The sequence below is a fragment of the Corynebacterium sp. zg254 genome, from assembly GCF_024701495.1.
Classification (GTDB): Bacteria; Actinomycetota; Actinomycetes; order Mycobacteriales; family Mycobacteriaceae; genus Corynebacterium; species Corynebacterium zhongnanshanii.
On record NZ_WIAR01000003.1, the window covers coordinates 75,735 to 96,410 of the forward strand.

14 protein-coding genes and 1 pseudogene are annotated in these 20,676 nt (G+C 60.0%); 6 read left to right on the forward strand and 9 right to left on the reverse strand.

Features of this window, described 5'->3' with window-relative positions:
• The first annotated feature begins 23 nt into the window (after positions 1 to 23).
• The 6 genes and pseudogenes from GC425_RS07950 to GC425_RS07975 all read left to right on the forward strand — a co-directional run bounded on the left by GC425_RS07950 (position 24) and on the right by GC425_RS07975 (position 10,365).
• A pseudogene (locus GC425_RS07950) lies at positions 24 to 987 on the forward strand (IS256 family transposase).
• A gap of 219 nt (positions 988 to 1,206) precedes the next feature.
• Positions 1,207 to 3,165, forward strand: coding sequence for a class I SAM-dependent DNA methyltransferase (locus GC425_RS07955; protein ID WP_151844622.1), 1,959 nt, complete (start codon positions 1,207 to 1,209; stop codon positions 3,163 to 3,165).
• The gene (locus GC425_RS07960) at positions 3,165 to 4,250 is read left to right on the forward strand and encodes a restriction endonuclease subunit S (RefSeq protein ID WP_151844623.1); all 1,086 of its coding nucleotides are present in this window, start codon (positions 3,165 to 3,167) and stop codon (positions 4,248 to 4,250) included. The genes GC425_RS07955 and GC425_RS07960 overlap by 1 nt, the downstream gene beginning before the upstream one ends.
• Before the next feature lie 3 nt (positions 4,251 to 4,253).
• Positions 4,254 to 7,370 carry a type I restriction endonuclease subunit R gene (locus tag GC425_RS07965; protein WP_151844624.1) on the forward strand — a complete coding sequence of 1,039 codons (3,117 nt, stop codon included), beginning with the start codon at positions 4,254 to 4,256 and terminating at the stop codon, positions 7,368 to 7,370.
• Between the two features lie 267 nt (positions 7,371 to 7,637).
• Positions 7,638 to 8,099 carry a hypothetical protein gene (locus GC425_RS07970; protein WP_151844625.1) on the forward strand — a complete coding sequence of 154 codons (462 nt, stop codon included), beginning with the start codon at positions 7,638 to 7,640 and terminating at the stop codon, positions 8,097 to 8,099.
• Positions 8,100 to 8,586: 487 nt separating this feature from the next.
• Positions 8,587 to 10,365, forward strand: coding sequence for an AMP-binding protein (locus GC425_RS07975; RefSeq protein WP_151844626.1), 1,779 nt, complete (start codon positions 8,587 to 8,589; stop codon positions 10,363 to 10,365).
• 187 nt (positions 10,366 to 10,552) lie between these two features.
• Here GC425_RS07975 and GC425_RS07980 read toward each other — a convergent pair whose 3' ends face one another.
• The 9 genes from GC425_RS07980 to GC425_RS08020 all read right to left on the reverse strand — a co-directional run bounded on the left by GC425_RS07980 (position 10,553) and on the right by GC425_RS08020 (position 20,626).
• Complete coding sequence (locus tag GC425_RS07980) at positions 10,553 to 11,764, reverse strand: acyl-CoA dehydrogenase family protein (RefSeq protein WP_151842533.1); 1,212 nt, start codon at positions 11,762 to 11,764, stop codon at positions 10,553 to 10,555.
• Between the two features lie 40 nt (positions 11,765 to 11,804).
• Positions 11,805 to 13,223, reverse strand: a complete 1,419-nt coding sequence (locus GC425_RS07985; RefSeq protein WP_151842534.1) for an acyl-CoA dehydrogenase family protein — start codon at positions 13,221 to 13,223, stop codon at positions 11,805 to 11,807.
• Between the two features lie 282 nt (positions 13,224 to 13,505).
• The gene (gene lysS / locus GC425_RS07990) at positions 13,506 to 15,104 is read right to left on the reverse strand and encodes a lysine--tRNA ligase (protein WP_192930425.1); all 1,599 of its coding nucleotides are present in this window, start codon (positions 15,102 to 15,104) and stop codon (positions 13,506 to 13,508) included.
• 52 nt (positions 15,105 to 15,156) lie between these two features.
• Complete coding sequence (locus GC425_RS07995) at positions 15,157 to 15,630, reverse strand: Rrf2 family transcriptional regulator (protein ID WP_151844627.1); 474 nt, start codon at positions 15,628 to 15,630, stop codon at positions 15,157 to 15,159.
• Between the two features lie 10 nt (positions 15,631 to 15,640).
• Positions 15,641 to 16,069, reverse strand: a complete 429-nt coding sequence (gene panD / locus GC425_RS08000) for an aspartate 1-decarboxylase (protein WP_151842536.1) — start codon at positions 16,067 to 16,069, stop codon at positions 15,641 to 15,643.
• Positions 16,070 to 16,132: 63 nt separating this feature from the next.
• A complete protein-coding gene (gene galK, locus GC425_RS08005; RefSeq protein ID WP_151844628.1) occupies positions 16,133 to 17,431 on the reverse strand; it encodes a galactokinase in 1,299 nt (432 codons plus the stop codon).
• 17 nt (positions 17,432 to 17,448) lie between these two features.
• Complete coding sequence (gene galT / locus GC425_RS08010; protein ID WP_151844629.1) at positions 17,449 to 18,585, reverse strand: galactose-1-phosphate uridylyltransferase; 1,137 nt, start codon at positions 18,583 to 18,585, stop codon at positions 17,449 to 17,451.
• 25 nt (positions 18,586 to 18,610) lie between these two features.
• Positions 18,611 to 18,928 carry a hypothetical protein gene (locus GC425_RS08015; RefSeq protein ID WP_151844630.1) on the reverse strand — a complete coding sequence of 106 codons (318 nt, stop codon included), beginning with the start codon at positions 18,926 to 18,928 and terminating at the stop codon, positions 18,611 to 18,613.
• A 42-nt stretch (positions 18,929 to 18,970) separates the two neighbouring features.
• Entirely contained in the window at positions 18,971 to 20,626 is a 1,656-nt protein-coding gene (locus GC425_RS08020) for a sodium:solute symporter family protein (RefSeq protein WP_151842540.1), read from the reverse strand.
• Between the last annotated feature and the right edge of the window lie 50 nt (positions 20,627 to 20,676).

Below are 20,676 nucleotides of genomic sequence, written 5' to 3' on the forward strand. Positions count from 1 at the left end.
ATGCACACGCAGGCGACCATCATATGGACCCGACCACCTATCTCGAAGAATTGCTTACCCAAGCTTTCCCCGACCCTGATGCGGCAGATGCCTCGATACTTCATCAACCAGATCCTGTCACCCCAAGCCGACAGCATCTGTGGTGCTGACTACGCCACTGTCTCCCCTAAACGGACCAATAGACGCAACGAGTACCGAACACGCCCGCTAGATTCCGCCCCTTACTACTACCTGTCTTGTGACGCGCTGACCAGGAAGGTGCGTGAAGGGGGCAGGGTGGTGAAAACCTGCGTGCTTGTTGCTATCGGTGTTATCAACGATGACTACCACGAACTTCTGGGAATGCAGATAGTCACATCAGAATCCGGAGCTTCGTGGACCGGGTTTTTGGCGTGACTTTCTCGCCCGCGGGTTACACGGGGTGTTCCTCATCACCAGTGATGCTTACCTGGAGATCCAATCTGCTGTTGGGCAGGCACTTCACACTGCCAGCTGGCAGCGCTGCCGCGCGCATTGTGCCAAAAACCTGTCATCAACAGTGTCGAAACGACAGTGGACAACCCTGTCAGGAATGTTTCACTCCATCTTTCAACAGGTAAATGCGCAGGCTACCTGGGACCAGGCCCAGGAGGTCGTTGAGTTTTGCAACGAACGTTTCCCCGAGGTAGCAAACTATCTGGAGGAATCATTAGATGAGATCCTCGCATTCACACAAACACCTAAAGCCGTGTGGAAAAAGTCTGGTCCAATAACCCCACTGAGCGGTTGAACAGGGAAATTCTCCGGCGAACCGACGTGGTGGGAATCTTTCCCAACCGCGAAGCCGTCATCCGGCTAGTCGGTGCCGTACTAGCAGAACAGCATGACGACTGGATCCAGCAAAAACGCTACATGTCACTGGCTAGCTTAGAACACACCCGAAACCTCATAGCCGCCAACACCATCAATATCAGCAAGACTGACGTCATCGAGGAAGTTGCCTCATGAGCTACAGTCACACCAGAGACGGACCCTGCCCCCATCCCCGACACTGTCCTCGATTCAGAAACGACGGTTACCCCACTTCCCTGGACTTTCATACTTTGCGACCCACAATTCTCCATAAAAGTCGATACAAGCGGTTATTATGTAACGAAGAAAAACACCAGCACTCTGCAACCAAGCTCGAATACCCGTTTGCGGGGTTCACAATAAAGGAACGGTACCATGACCTCTTCCAACTCCCTCTACCAAGCCGTATGGGGCACCGCTGACACCTACCTGCGCGGCACCGTCTCGCGGCAAAACTACGGGGACTTTATCTTGCCCTTTACTGTGCTGCGCCGCTTGGAGTGCGCGCTCAAAGACACCAAGCCTGAAGTATTGGAGACTGTCAAGCAATCGGATCACATGCCTGACCACCTGCTAGACGCTACGGTTTTAGCCAAGTACAACCTGCCGTTCTATTCCTCCTCACCACTGTCCTTGGAGGTTATTGCTAGCTCTGATGACAACGTGATGGCGGGTATGCTGTCCTACCTTGATTCCTTCAATAACACTGTCCGTGAGGTCTGGAAGGCGTTCAAGTTTCCCGAACTGCTGCAGACTCTGGAGGATGGCAACGTCTTGTGGGGCGTGGTCTCCCACTTTGCCGGAATTGACTTATCGGACGCAGCATTGTCCAAGGGGGCAGAGAATAGCGCAGAAAACGCCATGGGTGACCTGTTCGAGGACCTCATGTACCGCTCCTTCTCTGAAAACGGACAAGTCGCCGGCGAGTACTACACCTCACGCGAAATTATCCGGCTCATGGTCGACGTGTTGCTCAACTCTGACGACGCAGGCCTCCAGGGCAAGGCCCCTGCACGTACTGTCTACGATCCTGCAGCAGGCACATGCGGCATGCTCCTGGTAGCTAAGAACGCCATGGAGGAGTTGAACTCCAACATTCAGGTGGGCTTAGCCGGTCAAGAAATCATGCCCAAATCCTATGCATTGGGACGCTCCGATCTGATCGTCTCCGGGGTAGACCCCACCTCCCTACAACTCGGAGACACCCTTACCAACGATCGCTACGAGGGGCAGCAGTTCGACTACGTGCTCTCCAACCCGCCGTATGGCACCGACTGGAAAAAGTCGAAGGACGCGGTGACCGCCGAGTCTAAGCGGGAAGGTTCACGTTTCTCCCATGGTCTGCCACCCGTCAATGACGGCCAGATGCTGTTCCTGTGCCACGTTGTGGACAAACTCAAAGATGCAGAACCAGGTACGACGAAGGGCGGACGTGGCGGTGTTGTCACTAACGGCTCCCCTTTATTTACTGGTTCAGCCGGCTCGGGACCTGATCAGATTCGCCGGTGGCTTATTGAGGAGGATTACCTCGACGCTATCATTGCCTTGCCCACCGACATGTTCTACAACACCGGCATCGCCACCTACATCTGGATTGTGGACAAGAACAAGGAACCGCGCCGACAGGGAAAAATTCAGCTCATCGACGCAACCGCGCAGTGGACTCCCATGCCCAAGTCAATGGGTAATAAGCGGCGCCAGTTCTCGGAAGACGACCGCAATTTCATCAGTGGCTTGTACGCGCAGTTCGACCAGGCCGACCCAGACCTGTCGAAGATAGTCACCGCGAAGGACTTATCGTTCTACGACGTGCCGATGTTCCGCGCGAAGCATTACAGCACCTCCATCACCGAAGAGACGGTGGCCACTGCACTGTCACACAAAAGTGCGCTGACCGGGCACGAGGCCGTCATTCGCACCTGCGAAGACATGGCCTGGAATGACCTACCTGCCCACCTGAAAGCTCAGGCGAAGAAGGCTGGCCTCAAAATGGGAGCACCGCTACTCGGGCACATCATGCAGTCCGTAGCAGTCGACGACGCAACCGCCCCAGAAGCCATCGATCACAAGGGCAACCGCGTTGTTGACCCCAGCTCCAAGATTGTCGAACGGGTGCCGCGCAGCGAGGACATTGCCGAGCACTTGGAGCGCGAAGTCTACCCCTTCGCCCCAGACCTTGTCTGGAACGAGGATGAGGTAACTGTTGGTTACGAAATCCCCATGACCCGACTGTTCTACAAACCAGAACAAACAGAGACACTAGAGGAACTAGACAGGAAAATCGACGAGAAACTGGCACTCATCCAATCCCTGCTCGCGGAGGTGAAGAAATAATGGCTGAGTTTCCGCTGGTGCCGTTCTGGTCGATTCTTTCGTTCATCAATGATTCGAGCGAAATCTCCACATCAGGAGTTCGCCTCGAAGACATTGAGCCATGGTCGGGAAAGCTCATCGCAGGAATAGACACCCCTAACAGTTTTACGGGCACACCATATAGGGAATGCGACGTTCTATTCGGAAAGCTCCGTCCCTATCTAGCTAAGTCCTGGCTTGCTACCTCCAACGGGGTAGCAGTTGGCGACATTCATGTATACCGTCCAAAATCTTGCATTACGGAACCTCGCTTTCTTGCCTACATAGTCCGCACCCCTCAGTTCATCTCATTCGCAGACGGTTCGTCCGAGGGCGCAAAAATGCCAAGGTGCGAGTGGAATAAGCTCCGTCAGTTCCCAACCCCTTTCCCCGACCTCGACACGCAGCGTCGTATCGCGGACTATCTCGATAGCGAAACCGCGCAGATTGACGCCCTCATGGCGGAGCTGGACGAGTACGTGGAACTACTGGAGAATCGGAAAACCATACTCGTAGAGTCCATCATTAAAACAACACGGTTTGAATTGGTTCCGATGTTTTCGCTTGGTTCTATTCAATCCGGAGAAGTGATTTCGCGCCATGACATCACAGCAACAGGTAACATACCGGTGTTCGGAGGGAACGGGCTGCGGGGCTATTGTTTGTCAGCCAATCAAGACGTAGACAAGGTGCTAATCGGTCGGCAAGGTGCCTTATGCGGAAATATCCACCTTGCACGCGCACCATTTTTCGCTTCCGAGCATGCTCTAGTTTTCACACCAAAAGTTGACGTATGCGTTGAATGGATGGAACATATCCTCCGATACATGAGACTCGGAAGTTTGTCGCAGGCGGCCGCACAGCCGGGAATTAACGGAGGAGACGTAATTAGACAAAGAGTTCCTTACGTCCCCCTCGACAAGCAGAAAGAAATCGCACAAAAAATCACCAAAGAACACGCCCTCACCGACACCATCATCAATGAGTGCCGCGAGTTGAAGGACCTCTTGCTCAAGCGCCGTCAGGTGCTTATTTCTGACGTGGTTACCGGAAAGGTGGAGGTCTAAGACATGTCCGAAGTAGAAAAATCACTGGCCAATTACCTCGAGCGTGGCTTTGAGGACACCGTTGTAACTGAACTCCAACAAGCTGGTTGGGTGCATGACCCGTCGAATGCAGACTGGGACGTAGCTCGCGCAATACACGTCGGAGACGTTCTGGACTGGTTGCAGAGCCAGTATCCCTCCGAGTTTGATAAGGCTGTTCCAGCCAAACTGGCGGGTGCCGAGCGGCAGGTCGCCATCAACAAGCTCCTCGACCGTCTGGTTGAGATGTTGAACAAACCTCACACCCTGACAGGCAAAACCAAACAGGTGAAAAATGGCCTGCTGGGCACCCTTCGGTATGGCTTTTCGCACTCGCAGCGGGGCCGTCAGAAGGCAACATTTTCAAAAATGGTGGAGTTCTTTCCTGAGAATCCGCTATATGTTGAAGTAGCCGAAAAGGCAAAGACGAACCGACTGCGTGTCATGCGGCAGGTCCGCTTTGATGTGAACTCTACGGAAACCCTAGACCTTGTGCTGACCGTCAACGGTATACCCGTGGTCACCATGGAGCTGAAAACGGACAACACACAGGCCGTGACCGACGCGATCAAGCAGTACAAGCAAGACCGCGTACCGGGCAAGAATCGTCCCTTGCTGAAGCCGGGACGCGCGCTCGTGCATTTTGCCGTGTCCAACCAAGAGGTCTACATGGCCACGGTACTCGCTGGGGCTAACACGGTGTTCCTTCCGTTTAACAAGGGCGATGGCTTCCACGCAGGGAATCCACATAACACACAGGGTTCCGATACAGCCTATCTTTGGAAGGACGTATTCGAACCAGAGTTATTTCTACGCATCCTTCGCGACTACGCGCTGTGGGAACCCGCCAAGAAGGGTAACGATGGTCGTTTAGTGTTCCCGCGCTACCACCAGCTTCGTGCCTGTGAGCGCGTGCTTGCTGACATGACCACCAACGGCGTCGGTGGGCGCTACCTCGTGCAGCACTCCGCCGGATCTGGCAAGACCAAGACGATTGCGTGGCTAGCACACCGTGCCAACCGCGTATGCACCCCCGATGGCCAGCCACTGTTTAACTCGGTCATCGTAGTCACTGACCGCACAGCCTTGGACGATAACATCAAGGAAGGCCTTGACCTCCTGCGTGCATCGGAAGGCATGGTAGTCAGCGTCGATAATGAACTGGGATCCAAGTCTAAGAAGCTAGACCAGGCGCTTTCATCAGGCGGGCACATTATTTCTTGTACCATTCAGACCTTCCCGGCGCTGGCCCGGCTGATGGAAACCAACAAAGCTCTCGCCGGGCGAAAATACTGCGTCATTATCGACGAAGCCCACTCCTCCCAACATGGCGAAGCGGCGAAGAAGCTGCGTGAGACACTAGTAACCGCAGATCTTGACCTGGCCGACGACGAAGATATTTCCAGTGACGACATGTTGGTGGCCGTAGACTCTGCCGTAGCCAACTCCGCGAACATTTCGTTTGTTGCACTCACCGCCACACCAAAGGGAAAGACACTAGCTACTTACGGTGTCCCCGACCCAGACGATCCATCCCACCGGGTTCCGTTTGACGTGTACTCCATGAGCCAGGCAATCGAAGAGGGCTTTATCCTTGATGTTCTAGCCAACTACTCCACGTATTCCATGTTCGCGCGAATCAAAGACGAACTGGGGCGAACCGAGGTAGTTGACGAGTCCGCAGCGGTATCCGACATGGTGCGCTTTGTCCGTATGCACCCCACCTCCATCGCGCAGAAGGTGGTTGTAGCAGTCGAGCACTTCCGCCGCAACGTCATGTCCCATTTGGACGGCACCGCGAAGGCTATGGTGGTTGCCCCTGACCGCAAGGCCGCGCTGACCTGGTCAATGGAGATGAACAAATACATCGCCAAGCAAGGCTACAACGACATGACCACCCTGGTTGCCTTCTCAGGGTCGCTGGACGTGGCAGATACGCAAGTCACCGAACATTCACTCAACGGAGTAAAAGACACCGCCTTGCACTTCCGAGAGAATGAGGAGTGCAAGGTACTCATCGTGGCCAATAAGTACCAGACCGGCTTCGATGAACCACGACTGTGCGCTATGTACGTCGATAGGAAGCTCTCGGGCGTTATGGCAGTACAGACACTCTCGCGACTGAACCGCACATTCCCCAATAAGCCGAAGCCCATGGTGGTGGACTTCATTAACGATCCGCAGACCATCGTGGATTCCTTTAAGCCCTACTTCCAAGAGGCTCACATCAATGCGGAGATTCCTGCGAACGCACTTGATGACCTGGGCGAGGAGCTAGACAATCTCGAGTTTTATACCGCCGAAGAAGTCGACGAGCTGGGAACTGCTTTTGTGGAGAACGCCTCGTCAGAAAAGATACAATCCCTCATCTCACCCATCCGCAAAAACTGGAACGCTCACATGCGTGAGGCACGACAGAGCGGAGATAAGGAAAGTCTCGCAGACGGTAAGGCATTTAGGACAAACTGCATCAAATACACCAATGCATGGGAGTTCCTAAGCCAGATTGTCGATTATCAGGACCCGATCCTGCACAAGCGTGCCATTGTGACAGGTCTGCTGGCCAAAAACCTCAAACTGGAACGCCAGATTGACGATGACGACCTCACCACAGGACTAGAGATTGTCGGTGTAGCCGTAGAACCAACGAATACTGATTTCGACCTTGGACTGGCGGCGGAAGACATCGACGGCGCTATCGAGCTGCCGGGCTTTGACGGTCAGCCAGTATCGGAAACCTCTCCAGTCAAGACTGCCTTCGATGCCGCGGTGGAGAAGGTGAACGAAATTCTCGCTGCCGCTGGCGTCAGTGCGTCCGATGAAGCCAAGACTGGGGCTATACGAGCCTGCTACGGCAAATTGGTTGAAGACAAGCAGATTCAAGACTTGGCTAGCGAAAATGATTCAGATCAGCTGGCTGCGGCAGCAGACTTTAAGCAAAAGGGGCTCATGGCCTTGCTAGGATCCGCACAAGAATCACAGGAGGTCTACACCACATTGTCGGCAGACATGGACAATGTCGATACCGTGCTCAACGCTTTGGCCGCCCTGCTGGTTGCGGCGTCACGCGACGCGAACGTAAAGAAGCAACTGCATGATTAACCACGGGATCGTCTCACGGTACCGCCCACCTAGTACAGTGGACGTGAATGCCCCCTTGTCCTACAGAGCTTGAATCGTTATCAAGCAGCAATGCAAACGGCGCCAGGACGCCACGGCGCATTCTGACAAGAATCGTTCTTGTGATCCCTTACCCCCTTGCATGTTAATTCTCAAATGTTTGATTTAGTACACTAAGTGTCATATCGCCCGAGTGAACACACGCCACTCGACTCAACAAGTACATTTGACTCACAGAAAGACATGCTCATGAATGAGGCATTGATTTTAGGTATCATCTCAGGGGTAATTTCCGGGTTCCTTGTTTCCTTCTCTCTTTGGATCGCGGACTATCTTCGCAGACCTCCTGTGGAACTCATTTACAGTGGAGAAAACCGGGCTACATTGAGAAATAACCGGTTCCGGCCTGTAGTCGTCGGAGGCTCCTGGCGCCCATGCGGCGGAAGCGCCATACGTCGAGCGGATGGCTACAGAGGCGGTGAAGGTGGGTTCTATATTCCACGCCTCGGAAGAACGTACGTAGCTACCGAGCAATTTCACCCTGGTGAAACCGCAACGGTTATGTACAAGTATGTCCGCACTAAAAAGAATCAAAGGAGCATTCTCACCATCGAAAAGAAAAATATCATGGACGTCGCTGACGCCATCGGAAACCCAGACCAATACCCAGAATGGAAGTATATTGAGACACCTCTTCAGATAGCGGCGTAAGCATCCCGCCGACTGAGCCTCCTTCGATTCAGTTAAACGCGTTGCGCATCGTGCAACATCGCCCTAAAGTTCCTTGTTCGCAGAAGGAAGCTTCGCTCCCTTCCTCATTTCGCTGCTTGTGGTAATCATCGGAGCTGCAGCATTGCTAGTTCCCAGGAGCATGTGGAAAGCAGTTCGCAAAGACAAGAGGGCGTAGCCGCTAGCACGGCTCGGTGTCCTGAATCGAGGGCAAACTGCTGTGATTCGGCAGGAATCACAGCAGGTTGCCCTCGATCCGGGAAAGTGGAGGTGCGGGCGCCCACCACACCACCCCAGCACCAGCGAATATCGCCAAAACCAAGACAGCGCGGCCTTCCTGATCTAACTTTGAATACAACATTATTTTTGTAACTAACCCTATGCTTGTGCGCAGCGTCCACCCCAACGCCACGCACGGCATAGACCACAGCACCTCCACAACACCGAGACAGGAAAGAGGCCCCGCCCTATGAACGCAGCCCACGCGCCCAAACTCACCCTCACCGACCACGCCAGCAACGCCGGAACCCTCCTCAAAGGCACCCTGCCCCTCTTCCGCTCCGGAGTACTCGGCAGCATGACCCCCGCCGCCGCCGGCAAAGCCCTCAAAGGCATCTACCAATGGCGCTTCCTCCCCGCAGGACTCCTCGCCATCGGCGCCGGCCGCGACCCCTTCCACACCGCCATCATCGACGACGCCGGCTCCATCACCTACAGCGACCTCCACAACCAAGTCAACACCCTGGCACGCGCACTGTTCCGCACCGGCATCCGCGAACGCGACCGCATCGGAGTGCTCTGCCGCAACCACCGCGGCCTCATCATGGCCCTGTGCGCCCACGGCCGCCTCGGCACCGACATCGTCTTCTTCAACACCGGCTCCTCCGCCGAACAAACCCGCGCCGTGATGCACGAGCAGAAGATCGACCTCCTGTTCATCGACGAAGAATTCCTGCCGCTCCTGCCCAAAGACTTCAACGACTGCCCCGTCATCATCGCCTGGGAAAACGGAGACACCCTAGGCCTCACGGAGGAGGCTGAGGCGGAGCTGCCGGCGGCGTCGAATATTACCGACGCCATAGCGAGCGGCAACTACGCCACACGATCCGAGGATTGGCCGAGCCTGCGCAAGGTCCTGCGCACCACCCCAGAAAACCTCACCATCCCCGCCCGCCCCCGCATGGGACGCACCATCATCCTCACCTCCGGCACCACCGGAACCCCCAAGGGCGCGCGGCGACCAGAGCCCAAAACCTACATGCCGGCCAGCTCCATCATGAGCCGCATCCCGCTGAAGCACCACCGCCCCGTATTCCTGGCAGCACCCATGTTCCACACCTGGGGCTTCGCGCACATCCAACTGGCGCTGGCGCTGCGCAACACCATGATCCTGCAGCGGCGCTTCACCGCGAAGGACGCCATCCAGGTCATTGAAAAGAACCGGCCGTACGCGATCTCCATCGTGCCGACGATGCTGCGCCGCCTGCTGAAGGAAGTACCCGAAGGCATGGACGCCGGCGTGAAGGTCATCGCCTCCTCCGGAGAGGCGCTGCCGCCGGCCGTGATCGAAGAGACGTTCAAGAAATTCGGCCCGGTGCTGTACAACCTGTACGGCTCCACCGAGGTGTCCTGGGCCTCCATCGCACGGCCCGACGAGATGGCGAAATACCCACGCACCGCCGGAAAGCCACCCATGGCCACCACGTTGAAGATCCTGGACGACGACGGCAAGGAATGCGCCGACGAAGAAATCGGCCGCATCTTCGTGAAGAACGACATGCTATTCGAAGGCTACACCCGCCCAGGCACCGACAAGGAAGTCATCGACGGCATGGTCACCACCGGCGACCTGGGCTACTGGAAGGACGGACTGCTGTTCATCGCGGGACGCTCCGACGACATGATCGTCTGCGGTGGTGAAAACGTATACCCGCAGGAAACCGAAGACGTCTTCGCCGCCATGGACAACGTCCACGAAGCCGCCATCCGCGGCGTGGAAGACGAAGAGTTCGGCCAGGCGCTGTGCGCATGGGTTGTGCTGAAGGACCACGAGTCCAGCGGAGTGAGCGCAGCACGCCCCGCAGACAGCATCAGCGCTGAGGAACGCGCAGAGTTCGAAGCGCAGGCCAAGGCGGCCGTGAAGAAGAAGCTGGCTCGCCACGCCGTGCCGCGCTACTTCGTGTTCATGGACGAGCTGCCCCGCAACGCCGTGGGCAAGGTGGTTCCGCGGGAGCTGCCGAAGCCTTAACGCGGCTAGCGCCGTGTAATGACACAGTTAAGCCCCGGAAGCCTCTGAGCTAGACCAGTTTTGAGGGCTTCCGGGGCTTAAGTGTGTCATGTTCTTAAGCATCGCGCCGGTGTAGCACGGCCGCACGCAAAAGCGGCCTGCTCAACAGCAGGCCGCTACAAGCCCGGAGCCCGGGCCTTGTCAGCTCTTACTTCAGCTCAGCGGAAGACAGACCCAGCTCACGACGAGCCACGATCAGCTGCTGAATCTGCTGAGTACCCTCGAAGATGTCCAGGATCTTGGAGTCACGGGACCACTTCTCCAGCAGCTCACGCTCGGAGTAGCCGTAGGCACCAGCCATCTCCACCGCACGCAGCGTCAGGTCGGTCGCCATGCGGCCGGCCTTCGCCTTGGACTCGGACGCCTCCTTGGAGTTTGGCATCTTGTTGTCAGCCATCCAACCAGCCTTCAGAGTCATCAGGTAGGCAGCCTCCCAATCGGACTCCAGACGGATGTACTCGGACGCGGCAGCGGACTGTGCCCATGCTGGAGCGTCGTAGTTGATGTCCACGCCGGCGTCGGTCAGGATTTCGCGCAGCTTCTCCAGGGACGCGCGAGCAACACCCACGGCCATAGCGGCCACCATTGGGCGGGTGTTGTCGAAGGTAGCCATCACGCCACCGAAGCCCTTCTTGGTGTCCACCTCAGGGGAGCCCAGCAGGTTCTCCTTCGGAATGCGGACGTTGTCCAAGATGAAGTGAGCGGTATCGGAGGAACGGATGCCCAGCTTGTGCTCCAGGCGAACCAGCTCGAAGCCAGGGGTATCGCGAGGAACCACGAAGGACTTAATAGCTGCGCGGCCAGCGGACTTGTCCACGGAAGCCCACACCACAACGTGGGTGCAGCGGTCACCAGCGGTGACGAAGATCTTCTCACCGTTCAGGACGTACTCGTCGCCATCCAGGCGAGCGGTCGCAGCCACGGCAGCGGAGTCGGAACCGAACTGAGGCTCGGTGATGGCCATCGCGGCCCACACCTTACCGAAGCTCTCCAGCTGCTCATCGGTCGCCACAGCAGCAATCGCGGCGTTGCCCAGACCCTGGTAAGGGATGGACAGGGTCAGTCCCACGTCACCCCAGCAGGTCTCGATGATGTTCAGAATGGAGGCCATGTTGCCGCCGTTCTTCACACCCTCAGTCTGCTTCTTGCCGGCATCCGCCCGGCCACCGGAAGCACCTGCCATGCCCTTGCCGGCGTCGGTCATTCCCTCAACCAGGGATGCCATGGTGTCCAGCTCAACGGGGCGAGCGTGCTCCGCCAAGTCGTACTTGCGGGAGATCGGACGGAAGATTTCAGCGGCTGCCTGGTGCGCCTGGTTAACGCCCGCCTTCAGACGCTTTGGAAGTTCGAGATTAATCATGAGTGATATTCCTTAACTGATAAGCACTTATCTAGCGGGTTTACAGAACAACAACGCCCTCGGCGATACCAATGGCGCGCAGGTCGCGGTACCAGCGCTCCACAGGGTGCTCCTTGGTGAATCCGTGTCCACCCAGCAGCTGCACACCGTCGAGGCCGAAGACCATGCCCTTGTCCGACGCAAAACGGCGCGCCAGCGCAGCCTCACGGTGGTAGGACAGGCCCTGGTCCAGGCGGGACGCGCCGCGCTGCAGGATCAGACGCAGACCGTCCAGCTCGATGCGCAGGTTGGCGACCATGAAGGCCACAGCCTGGCGGTGGGAGATGGGCTCGCCGAACGCTTCGCGCTCGTTGACGTACTTCTTGGTGTACTCCAGCACAGCCTCGCCGGTGCCGGCAGCCAGTGCGGCCCAGCCCAGGCGGGAGCGGCGGATGATCTCCGCATAGTTCTCGTTGCGCTCGTCGTCGGACAGGTCCGTGCCGCCCAGCAGGTTCGCCGCAGGAACGCGGACGTCCTTCAGCAGCAGGCGGCCCAGGGCTGCGCCGCGCAGACCCATGGATGGGTCAGCCTCAACCACAACGCCCTCGGTGCCGGATTCCACGATGGCGAAGGTGTTCACGCCGTCCAGGTCGATGGCGACCACGAACAGCTCAGCCTTGCCGGCGTTCGGAACCATGGTCTTCACACCGTTGATGACGATGTCGTTGCCCTCGCGCACAGCGGTGGTCTGCAGCACGAATGGGTCGAACAGTGGGCGTGCCTCGGAGACCACAACGGCTGCTGGTGGGAAGGTCTCGCCTGCGAACTCTGGCAGGTAGGTCTTCTGCTGGGAATCGTCACCGTAGTTGGTGATGACGTTCGCCACGGCAGCTGGGGCCAGGATGGACACGGCCAGGCCCATGTCACCGAAGGCCAGGGCCTCGGCGATGAGGGCGTTGGTGGTAGCGCCGGAGGCGTTGGCGATACCTTCGTACTCCTCAGGCAGGTTGATGAGTGCCACACCCAGCTCTGCTGCGGTGTCCAGCAGGCCTTCGGCTGGCTCTGCCTTCTCGTTGCACTCGGAAGCCACAGGGCGCAGGCGCTCCTCGGCGAATTCGCGGACGGCTGCCACGATCATTTCCTGATCCTCGGTGGGGTTCAGGTCGAACGGAGCGCGGCCTGGCTTTGGCTCGGTGCTTGGTACTGGCTCGTTGTTCTCGTCCAGGGTCTGGCTTGGCAGGCGGACTGGTTTGCCGGTGCCCTTGATCTTCTTGAACTGACGGTTCACGGCACCCAGGGTGCGCATGCCGGTCTTGGTGGATTCGTAGGCTACTCGGTCAATCTTGGGACCGAGGCCGTACTTCTCGGCTAGTTCGGAGCCGGTGAAACGGGTCAGAACACGCATCACGTTGCCGATGGCATCGCGTTTGATGTTGTTCAGGCCAGGGGTCGAGTCGTCACGCTTACTACGGTCGCTCATATGAGGCGGCCACCTTTCACTGCAGTTGACACAGACGCACACAAACACGCGTGAATCTGCGTTGAGTGGATAGTTATAGGAACAGCATAAAACAAAAGATGGCCTGGCTCACGTTTTCGGCAATTTCTTTTGAGGATCACTAGGACCTCCAAAAAATTTGCAGGTGGAACGCGATGCCTTTCGTGTCATGACCTGCGCCGACGCCCACCGCTCCCCCTATACGGGTGAGCTGAGGCGCCGCGCGGGGTCACTACTCAAAAATGGGGGTAGTGATAGCGCGCGTTAGTTGTCGCGCTCTGGCTTCACGATCGGGAAGAGCACCGTGTCACGGATACCCAGTCCCGTCAGAGCCATCAGCAGGCGGTCGATGCCCATGCCCGTGCCGGCTGTCGGAGGCATGCCGGACTCCATGGCGGCCAGGAAGTCTTCATCCAGCACCATGGCCTCGTCATCGCCACCGGCGGCCAGGCGGGCCTGGTCCTCGAAGCGCTCGCGCTGGATCACGGGGTCCACCAGCTCGGAGTAGCCCGTGGCCAGCTCAAAGCCGCGCACGTACAGGTCCCACTTCTCCGTCACGCCGGGCTCCGAGCGGTGCTGGCGGGTCAGCGGGGAGGTCTCCACTGGGAAGTTACGCACGAAGATCGGGCCTTCCAGCTGGTCCTCGCACAGGACCTCCCAGATCTCCTCCACCAGCTTGCCGTGGCCCCAGCCGCCCTTGGCGGGCACGTCCAGGCCAATCACCTTCGCGATGTCCTTCAGTTCCTCCACCGTGGAGTCGATGGTGACCTCCGGCTGGCCTGGGAACTTACGCTGCAGTGCCTCGTTCAGCGACGGGTACATTTCGATGGTCTTCCACTCGCCGCCGAAGTCGTAGACGGTTCCGTCGACCAACTTCACCTGCAGAGTGCCGAACACCTCCATCGCCACATCCTGGATGGTCTGCTTGGTATCCGCGGCGCAGTCGTCGTAGGTTCCATAGGCGGAGTAGGTCTCCAGCATGGCGAACTCCGGCGAGTGGGAGGAATCCACGCCCTCGTTGCGGAAGTTACGGTTGACCTCAAACACCTTGTCCAGGCCGCCCACCACGGCGCGCTTCAGGAACAGCTCCGGGGCGATGCGCAGGTACAGGTCAATATCCAACGCGTTGGAGTGCGTCACGAAAGGCCGTGCCGCGGCACCGCCGTGGAGGGTCTGCAGCATCGGGGTTTCTACCTCGTAGAAACCGCGGTTTTCCAGGGAACGGCGCAGGGCGCGCATCACCTTGATGCGCGTCATCGCGTTGGTACGGGCCTGCTCGCGCATGATGAGGTCCGTGTGGCGCTGGCGGATACGCGTGTCCTCGCTGAGCTCCTTGTGCGCCACCGGCAGCGGGCGCAGGGACTTGGACGTCATGAACCAGCGCTGGGCCATCACGGACAGCTCACCGCGCTTGGAGGAAATAACGCGGCCCTCTACGAAGACCATGTCGCCGAGGTCTACGTCGTTCTTCCACTGGCCCAGCAGCTCCTCGCCCACCTCAGCCAGGCTCAGCATGACCTGCAGGGTGGTGCCGTCGCCGTCCTGCAAGGTGGCGAAGCACAGCTTGCCGGTGTTGCGCACGAACATCACGCGCCCGGCGACCCCCACAACCTCCTGGGTTTCCTCGCCAGGAGCCAGGACGGTAGCGCCCTCGGGGATGATGACCTCCGGCTCGCCCTCCTTGGCTTCCTTCGCCACGGCCCACTGGGAACGCACCTGGGCCAGGGTGTGCGTGCGCGGCACTTCGACGGGGTACGGCTCGCGCCCGGAGTCTAGAATGCGCTGGCGCTTTTCGCGGCGAATGCGCAGCTGTTCTGGGAGATCGTCTTGAGTATTTGCGGCAGAATTAGTTCCTTGAGTCACGCCTCCCTAGCCTACTGCATACGGCGCTCACTACCTACGCAGCACGGGCGACTCACCGCTCCGGCATCGCAGGCAAACCAATCGGCCGCGGCCCCACCGGCCCGTCCAACGCCGAGCGCGGAATCGTGCGCTCCAGCAAGGAGCGCACCGTGTTGCGATTCAAGGAATCATAGAACGCATCCTGGGCCACCACCAGCTGCCGGCGCAGCTCGCAATCGCGCGGCACCAGCGGGCACTCCTGCGATCCCTCGCAATCGACCACTTCGTCCGGCCCCTCCAGCTGCCGCATCAGATCTCCCACTCCCCGATCCAGAGCCTCCGGGGCGATGGACACTCCCCCGTTCCTGCCGCGGATCGCCAGCACCACCCCCAGGTCTGCCAGCTTCGCCACCACTTTGGCCACGTGATTCTCCGAGGCGTTGAGTGCCCGCGACAGCTGCGAAATGGTCATGCGGGTATCGTCCGGGAGTTCACCCAGCACCAACAGGGAACGCATCCCCAGATCGGAAAAAGTCCTCAGCTGCATGGCCTATAGCTTAATGCGCGTCCTCATGCCCTGGGTGGCGCGGATCCCACAGTCCGGAGCCCTGCGGCGCGTGCGCCGGATCCTCGCCGCTGTCCAGCGGGCGGTTGTTCTCGTCCACGAAGATCACGCGGGAGTGGTAGTCCTTCAGCTCCTCGTTGCTGTAGATGCCGTACCCGATAATGATGACCAGGTCACCGGGGCTAATCAGCCGCGCCGCGGCACCGTTGATGCCGATCACGCCGGAGCCCCGCTCGCCGGTGATGGCGTAGGTGGTCAGGCGATTGCCGTTATTAATATCGACAATGTCGATCTGCTCGCCCTCGAGGATGTCGGCAGCGTCCATGAGGTCTGCGTCGATGGTGCAGGACCCCACGTAGTGCAAATCCGCCTGGGTGACCGTGGCCCGGTGAATCTTCGATTTCAGCATTGTGCGCATCACGGGGTACCACCTTACCCGCACGACCGCGGGCAATGCCTAATTACCGGCCGGGCTCGGCCGTGACTAGACCGCGCCGTCGCCCGCGCGCGCCACCAGAAACTCCGGGGCACGGAAACCCGCATCGGAAAAGGCGCTGGCGATGGCGGAGGCTGTGGCGTCGGTTGTTTTAACGGGGACGAGCGCAATGGCCGAGCCGCCGAAGCCTCCGCCGATCATCCGCGAGCCCAGGGCCCCGGTGGCGAGTGCGACGTCCACCGCCAGGTCCAGCTCGGGGCAGCTGACCTGGTAGAGGTCGCGCAGGGAGGCGTGGCTGGCCGTCATCGCGCTGCCGAGCGCGGCCATGTCGCCCGCCTGCAGGAACTCAATCGCCTGCGCGGTGCGGCGAATCTCGCCCGTCACATGCGCCACGCGGTCGGTCACCACGTGCGCGTCCTGATTATTCTCCGACGCCCAGCGCGCGCACAACACAGCCATCTCCTGACCGGCCTCGTCCGCGTCACGCAGGCTCGCGTAGCCGAGGCGCTGCTGCACGAAGGCGGTCATGCCGTCGATCACGGCGCGGCGGGAGGCGTACTGCCCATCGGCGAGGGTGTGCGGGGCGTTGGTGTTCGTCACCAAGATCGCGAGGTTGTGGGACTCGAGGTCGAAGGGGACCTGGTAGTGCTCGTCGCGGCCGAAGTCGATGGCCAGCGCGTGGGCGCGGGTCGCGAACAGGGAGGCGCGCTGGTCCAGGCCGCCGGTGGAGGCGCCGACCACGTCGTTTTCCGCGCGGATCGCGGCGTGCATGAGGCCTTCGCGGATCGCGTCGGTGAGAGTGGGTTGGGTGATCTGGGCGGTCTGGGTAGTCAGCAGCGTCCAGGCCGCCAGCCCCGCCGCGCACTCCAGAGCCGCCGAGGAGGACAGGCCCGCGCCCAGCGGCACGTCCGACTCGATCGCCAGGTCCAGGCCAGTGCCCGCGGGAAGCGGCGGGATGGTGCCGTTGTCCATCGCTGCCCAGATCGTGCCCACCACGTAGCCCGACCAGTCCGCCGGCGAGCCGGGGCCCACCTCGCCCGTCGGTACTTCCGCGGTGGTGACGGACTCCTGGCCGGCGCTGTCCTGCATGCGCGAGACCAGGCGGTAGGTGCCCAGGTCGTTCAGGCGCGCCGCAATGAAGGTACGCTGCTCCAGCGCAAACGGCAGGCAGATGCCGGCGGCGTAGTCCACGTGCTCGCCGATCACGTTCGCGCGCCCGGGGGCGGAGTGCACCACCGCGGGCTCGCCGCCGAAGTGCTCGGCGAACAGGCGGGTCACATCGACGGTGGCGGTGTCCGTGCTTCGGGTGCGGGTCCACTGGGTAGTGACACCGGGGTCTGTAGTCATGGCGATCAGCCTTTCTGTCACGCGATCTCGCGGAAACGCGCCGCGATCCGCTCCGGGGTGGTGTCCGAAATCCAGGCGCCCATGCCAGACTCGGAGCCCGCCAGGAACTTCATCCGGCCGGCCGAGCGCATCATGGAAAACAGCTGCAGGTACAGCCGGCCGTCCTGCGGCGCGTTCACGGGAGCCTGGTTCCAGGAGGCGATGTAGGGGGTCTTGTCCACTCCGTCGAAGAAGCGGTCGATCTGGGCCAGAAGGTCCAGGTACATGCGGGTCAGCTCGTCCTTTTCGGGGTCGGTCAGCTCCGCGAAGTTCGGCACCGCCCGGTGCGGCATCAGCATGACCTCCACCGGCCACTTCGCCGCCACCGGCACGACCGCGGTGAAGTGCTCGCCTTCGGCCACGATCCGTTCGCCCACGCGGCGTTCCTCGGCCAGCAGGTCATCGAACAGGTCCGTACCGTGCTGTTCCCGGTGGGCGCGCACGCGCGCGGCCACCTCTGCCGCGCGCGGCGGCACGAAGGGGTAGGCGTAGATCTGCCCGTGGGGGTGCTGCAGCGTCACGCCGATTTCCTCGCCGCGGTTTTCAAACGGGTAGACGTGCTCCACCCCCTCCAGCGCGGACAGCTCCGCGGTGCGGTGAGCCCACGCCTCCACCACCGTGCGGGCACGGTGGAAGCCCACGTCCTTGAAGGACTGGGAGACATCCGGGGTAAAGCAGATCACCTCGCAGCGCCCGGCCGCCGCGCGCCGCGAGGACAGGGCGAAGCCATCCTCCCAGCCTTCTAGCGCCGCCGGATCGGCCATGTGCAGGGACAGGGACGGGAAGCGATTCTCAAAGACCACCACGTTGTAGTCATCCGCGGGGATCTCCGTGGGCAGCTCGCCGGGCTTCGTGGGGGCCAGCGGGTTCTCGTTCGCCGGGGGCATGAACGTCCGGTTCATCCGGTGCGCGGCATAGGCGTACCACTGGCCGGTCAACGGATCCTGCCGCATCTCGGACTGGGTCTGCGCCGGCGGCAGCTCGCGGGAATCTTTCAGCTCCCGGGTGAGCTCGCCGCTCACAAAGCTGGGCTGGTCGTCGAAGTACAGCAGTTCGCGACCATCGGACAGCTCGGTGCGGGTCACCCGGACGGGATGGGAACCAGTGGGCTCCACGAAGAATCACTCCTCCTTTTAAGGTTTAGGCAGGCTGTTCAGATTCGGCAGGGGTGGACTCCTCGGGCACCGGCTGCACCGTGATCGGGTTCAGCTTCGCCCACAGGAAAAAGACCACAGCGGCCACGACCAAGGCCACCCCGGCCCACAGGTTGTACTCGGCCACCTTCGGCTCATTCGTGGTCACGTCCACGCCCGGATCCACAAGGAAGAAGGCGCACAGCAAAATCAGGCCGTACAGTCCCAGCAGCGCGCCGATCACATTGCGCAGATCAAAGGCGCCAGCACCGGAAGACTCGGACGACCCAGAAGCCCCGGAGGCAGTAGTGGTGTTCTCAGACATTGTTAACTCCATTATCTCGGTGTGTCACTTCAAGACAAGCGCTTACGCAAAGATCACGTTCAAGGTAACCACAAGGGCCAGGCACAGCACGCCCAACGGCACCGTGCGCTGGTACCACGGCAGGGAGGCCTCCGTCACGTCCGCAAAGTGGCCCTTCGGGGTGACCGAGTGGACAAAGCCCACCAGCTCCGCCTCCGGCTTGGGCTGCGTAAACGTCGTCACAATCACGGACACCAGAATGTCCACCGCGAAGGCAATACCTGCCGCCACGAAGGCCGTTCCTTGGCCGGGAAGATTGAAGATGCCCGCTGTGGCGTCGGTAAAGGTAGACACGTACCAGAAGGCAATGGCGGAGGCGGTACCCGCAACCAGGCCCGTCCAGCCGGCCGTGGCGGTCATGCGCTTCCAGAACATACCCAGGATGAACGTGGCGAACAGTGGGGCGTTGAAGAAGCCGAACAGCGTTTGCAGGTAGTCCATCACGTTGCCGAAATTCTTCGCCAGCAGCGCCGTGAAGATGGCGATCAGGGTGGCGCCCACCGTGGCCAGGCGGCCGAACTTCAGGTAGTACTCGTCCGACTTGTCCTTGACCACATAGGTCTGCCAGATGTCATAAGAAATCACGGTGTTGAACGCGGAAATGTTCGCAGCCATGCCGGCCATGAAGGAGGCCAACAGACCCGCAATCGCAATGCCCAACAATCCGTTCGGGAGAAGATCGCGCATCAGCAACAGGATCGCGTCATTCGGCTTCGCGTGGCCCTCCACCAGGTCCACCACCAGCACAGACGCCACCATACCCGGCAGCACCACCAGGAAAGGAACGAACATCTTCGGAAACGCACCGATGATCGGGGTCTTGCGCGCTGCAGAGATGGAATCGGAAGCCATCGCGCGCTGCACCTCCACGAAGTTCGTGGTCCAGTAACCGAAGGACAGCACGAAGCCCAGACCCAGCACAATGCCGATCACGGACCACACTGGGTTCTCAAAACCGGACAGGCCGGTGCCGGGCCAGGTGTGGAAGTGGGACTCATCGTTCACCATCTCCTTCAGACCATTCCAGCCGCCCACGCGGTTCAGGCCAATGATGGTCAGCGGCGCCAGCGCAGCCACGATCACGAAGAACTGCAGCACCTCGTTGTAAATCGCCGCGGACAGGCCACCCAGGGTGATGTAGGACAGCACAATGATGCCGGCCACAATCAGCGCCACCCACTGCGGCCAGCCCAGCAGCGCCTCCACGATGGTGGCCAGCAGGTACAGGTTCACACCCGCGATGAGCAGCTGCGCCACAGCAAAGGAAATGGCGTTCACCAGGTGCGCGCCATTGCCGAAGCGCTTGCGCATGAACTCCGGCACGGAACGGACCTTGGAGCCGTAGTAGAACGGCATCATCACGATGCCCAGGAACACCATCGCCGGGATCGCGCCGATCCAGAAGTAGTGCATGGTCTGGAATCCGTATTCCACACCGTTGGCGGACATACCGATAATTTCCACCGCGCCCAGGTTGGCGGAGACGAAGGCCAGTCCGGTCACCCAGGCGGGGAGGCCTCGGCCGGACAGGAAGAAATCGATGGAGCTAGAGACTTTGGACTTTGCAGCCCAGCCAATGCCCAAAACGAACAGGAAGTAGAGGGCTACGAGCGCGTAGTCGATCCAGGACGCGTCCAGCCGCAATGCATCTGCCGGCATGTGGGGAAGCTTTCTTTTCGTAGGGATGGGAATGAAATCGCTCTCAGTCT

Bases quoted from the DNA above. Each gene is read 5' to 3' on its own strand.
- GC425_RS07955 (WP_151844622.1), top strand. From the start codon at position 1,207: ATGACCTCTTCCAACTCCCTCTACCAAGCCGTATGGGGCACCGCTGAC.
- GC425_RS07960 (WP_151844623.1), top strand. From the start codon at position 3,165: ATGGCTGAGTTTCCGCTGGTGCCGTTCTGGTCGATTCTTTCGTTCATC.
- GC425_RS07965 (WP_151844624.1), top strand. From the start codon at position 4,254: ATGTCCGAAGTAGAAAAATCACTGGCCAATTACCTCGAGCGTGGCTTT.
- GC425_RS07970 (WP_151844625.1), top strand. From the start codon at position 7,638: ATGAATGAGGCATTGATTTTAGGTATCATCTCAGGGGTAATTTCCGGG.
- GC425_RS07975 (WP_151844626.1), top strand. From the start codon at position 8,587: ATGAACGCAGCCCACGCGCCCAAACTCACCCTCACCGACCACGCCAGC.
- GC425_RS07980 (WP_151842533.1), bottom strand. From the start codon at position 11,764: ATGATTAATCTCGAACTTCCAAAGCGTCTGAAGGCGGGCGTTAACCAG.
- GC425_RS07985 (WP_151842534.1), bottom strand. From the start codon at position 13,223: ATGAGCGACCGTAGTAAGCGTGACGACTCGACCCCTGGCCTGAACAAC.
- GC425_RS07995 (WP_151844627.1), bottom strand. From the start codon at position 15,630: ATGCAGCTGAGGACTTTTTCCGATCTGGGGATGCGTTCCCTGTTGGTG.
- galK (WP_151844628.1), bottom strand. From the start codon at position 17,431: ATGACTACAGACCCCGGTGTCACTACCCAGTGGACCCGCACCCGAAGC.
- GC425_RS08015 (WP_151844630.1), bottom strand. From the start codon at position 18,928: ATGTCTGAGAACACCACTACTGCCTCCGGGGCTTCTGGGTCGTCCGAG.
- GC425_RS08020 (WP_151842540.1), bottom strand. From the start codon at position 20,626: ATGCCGGCAGATGCATTGCGGCTGGACGCGTCCTGGATCGACTACGCG.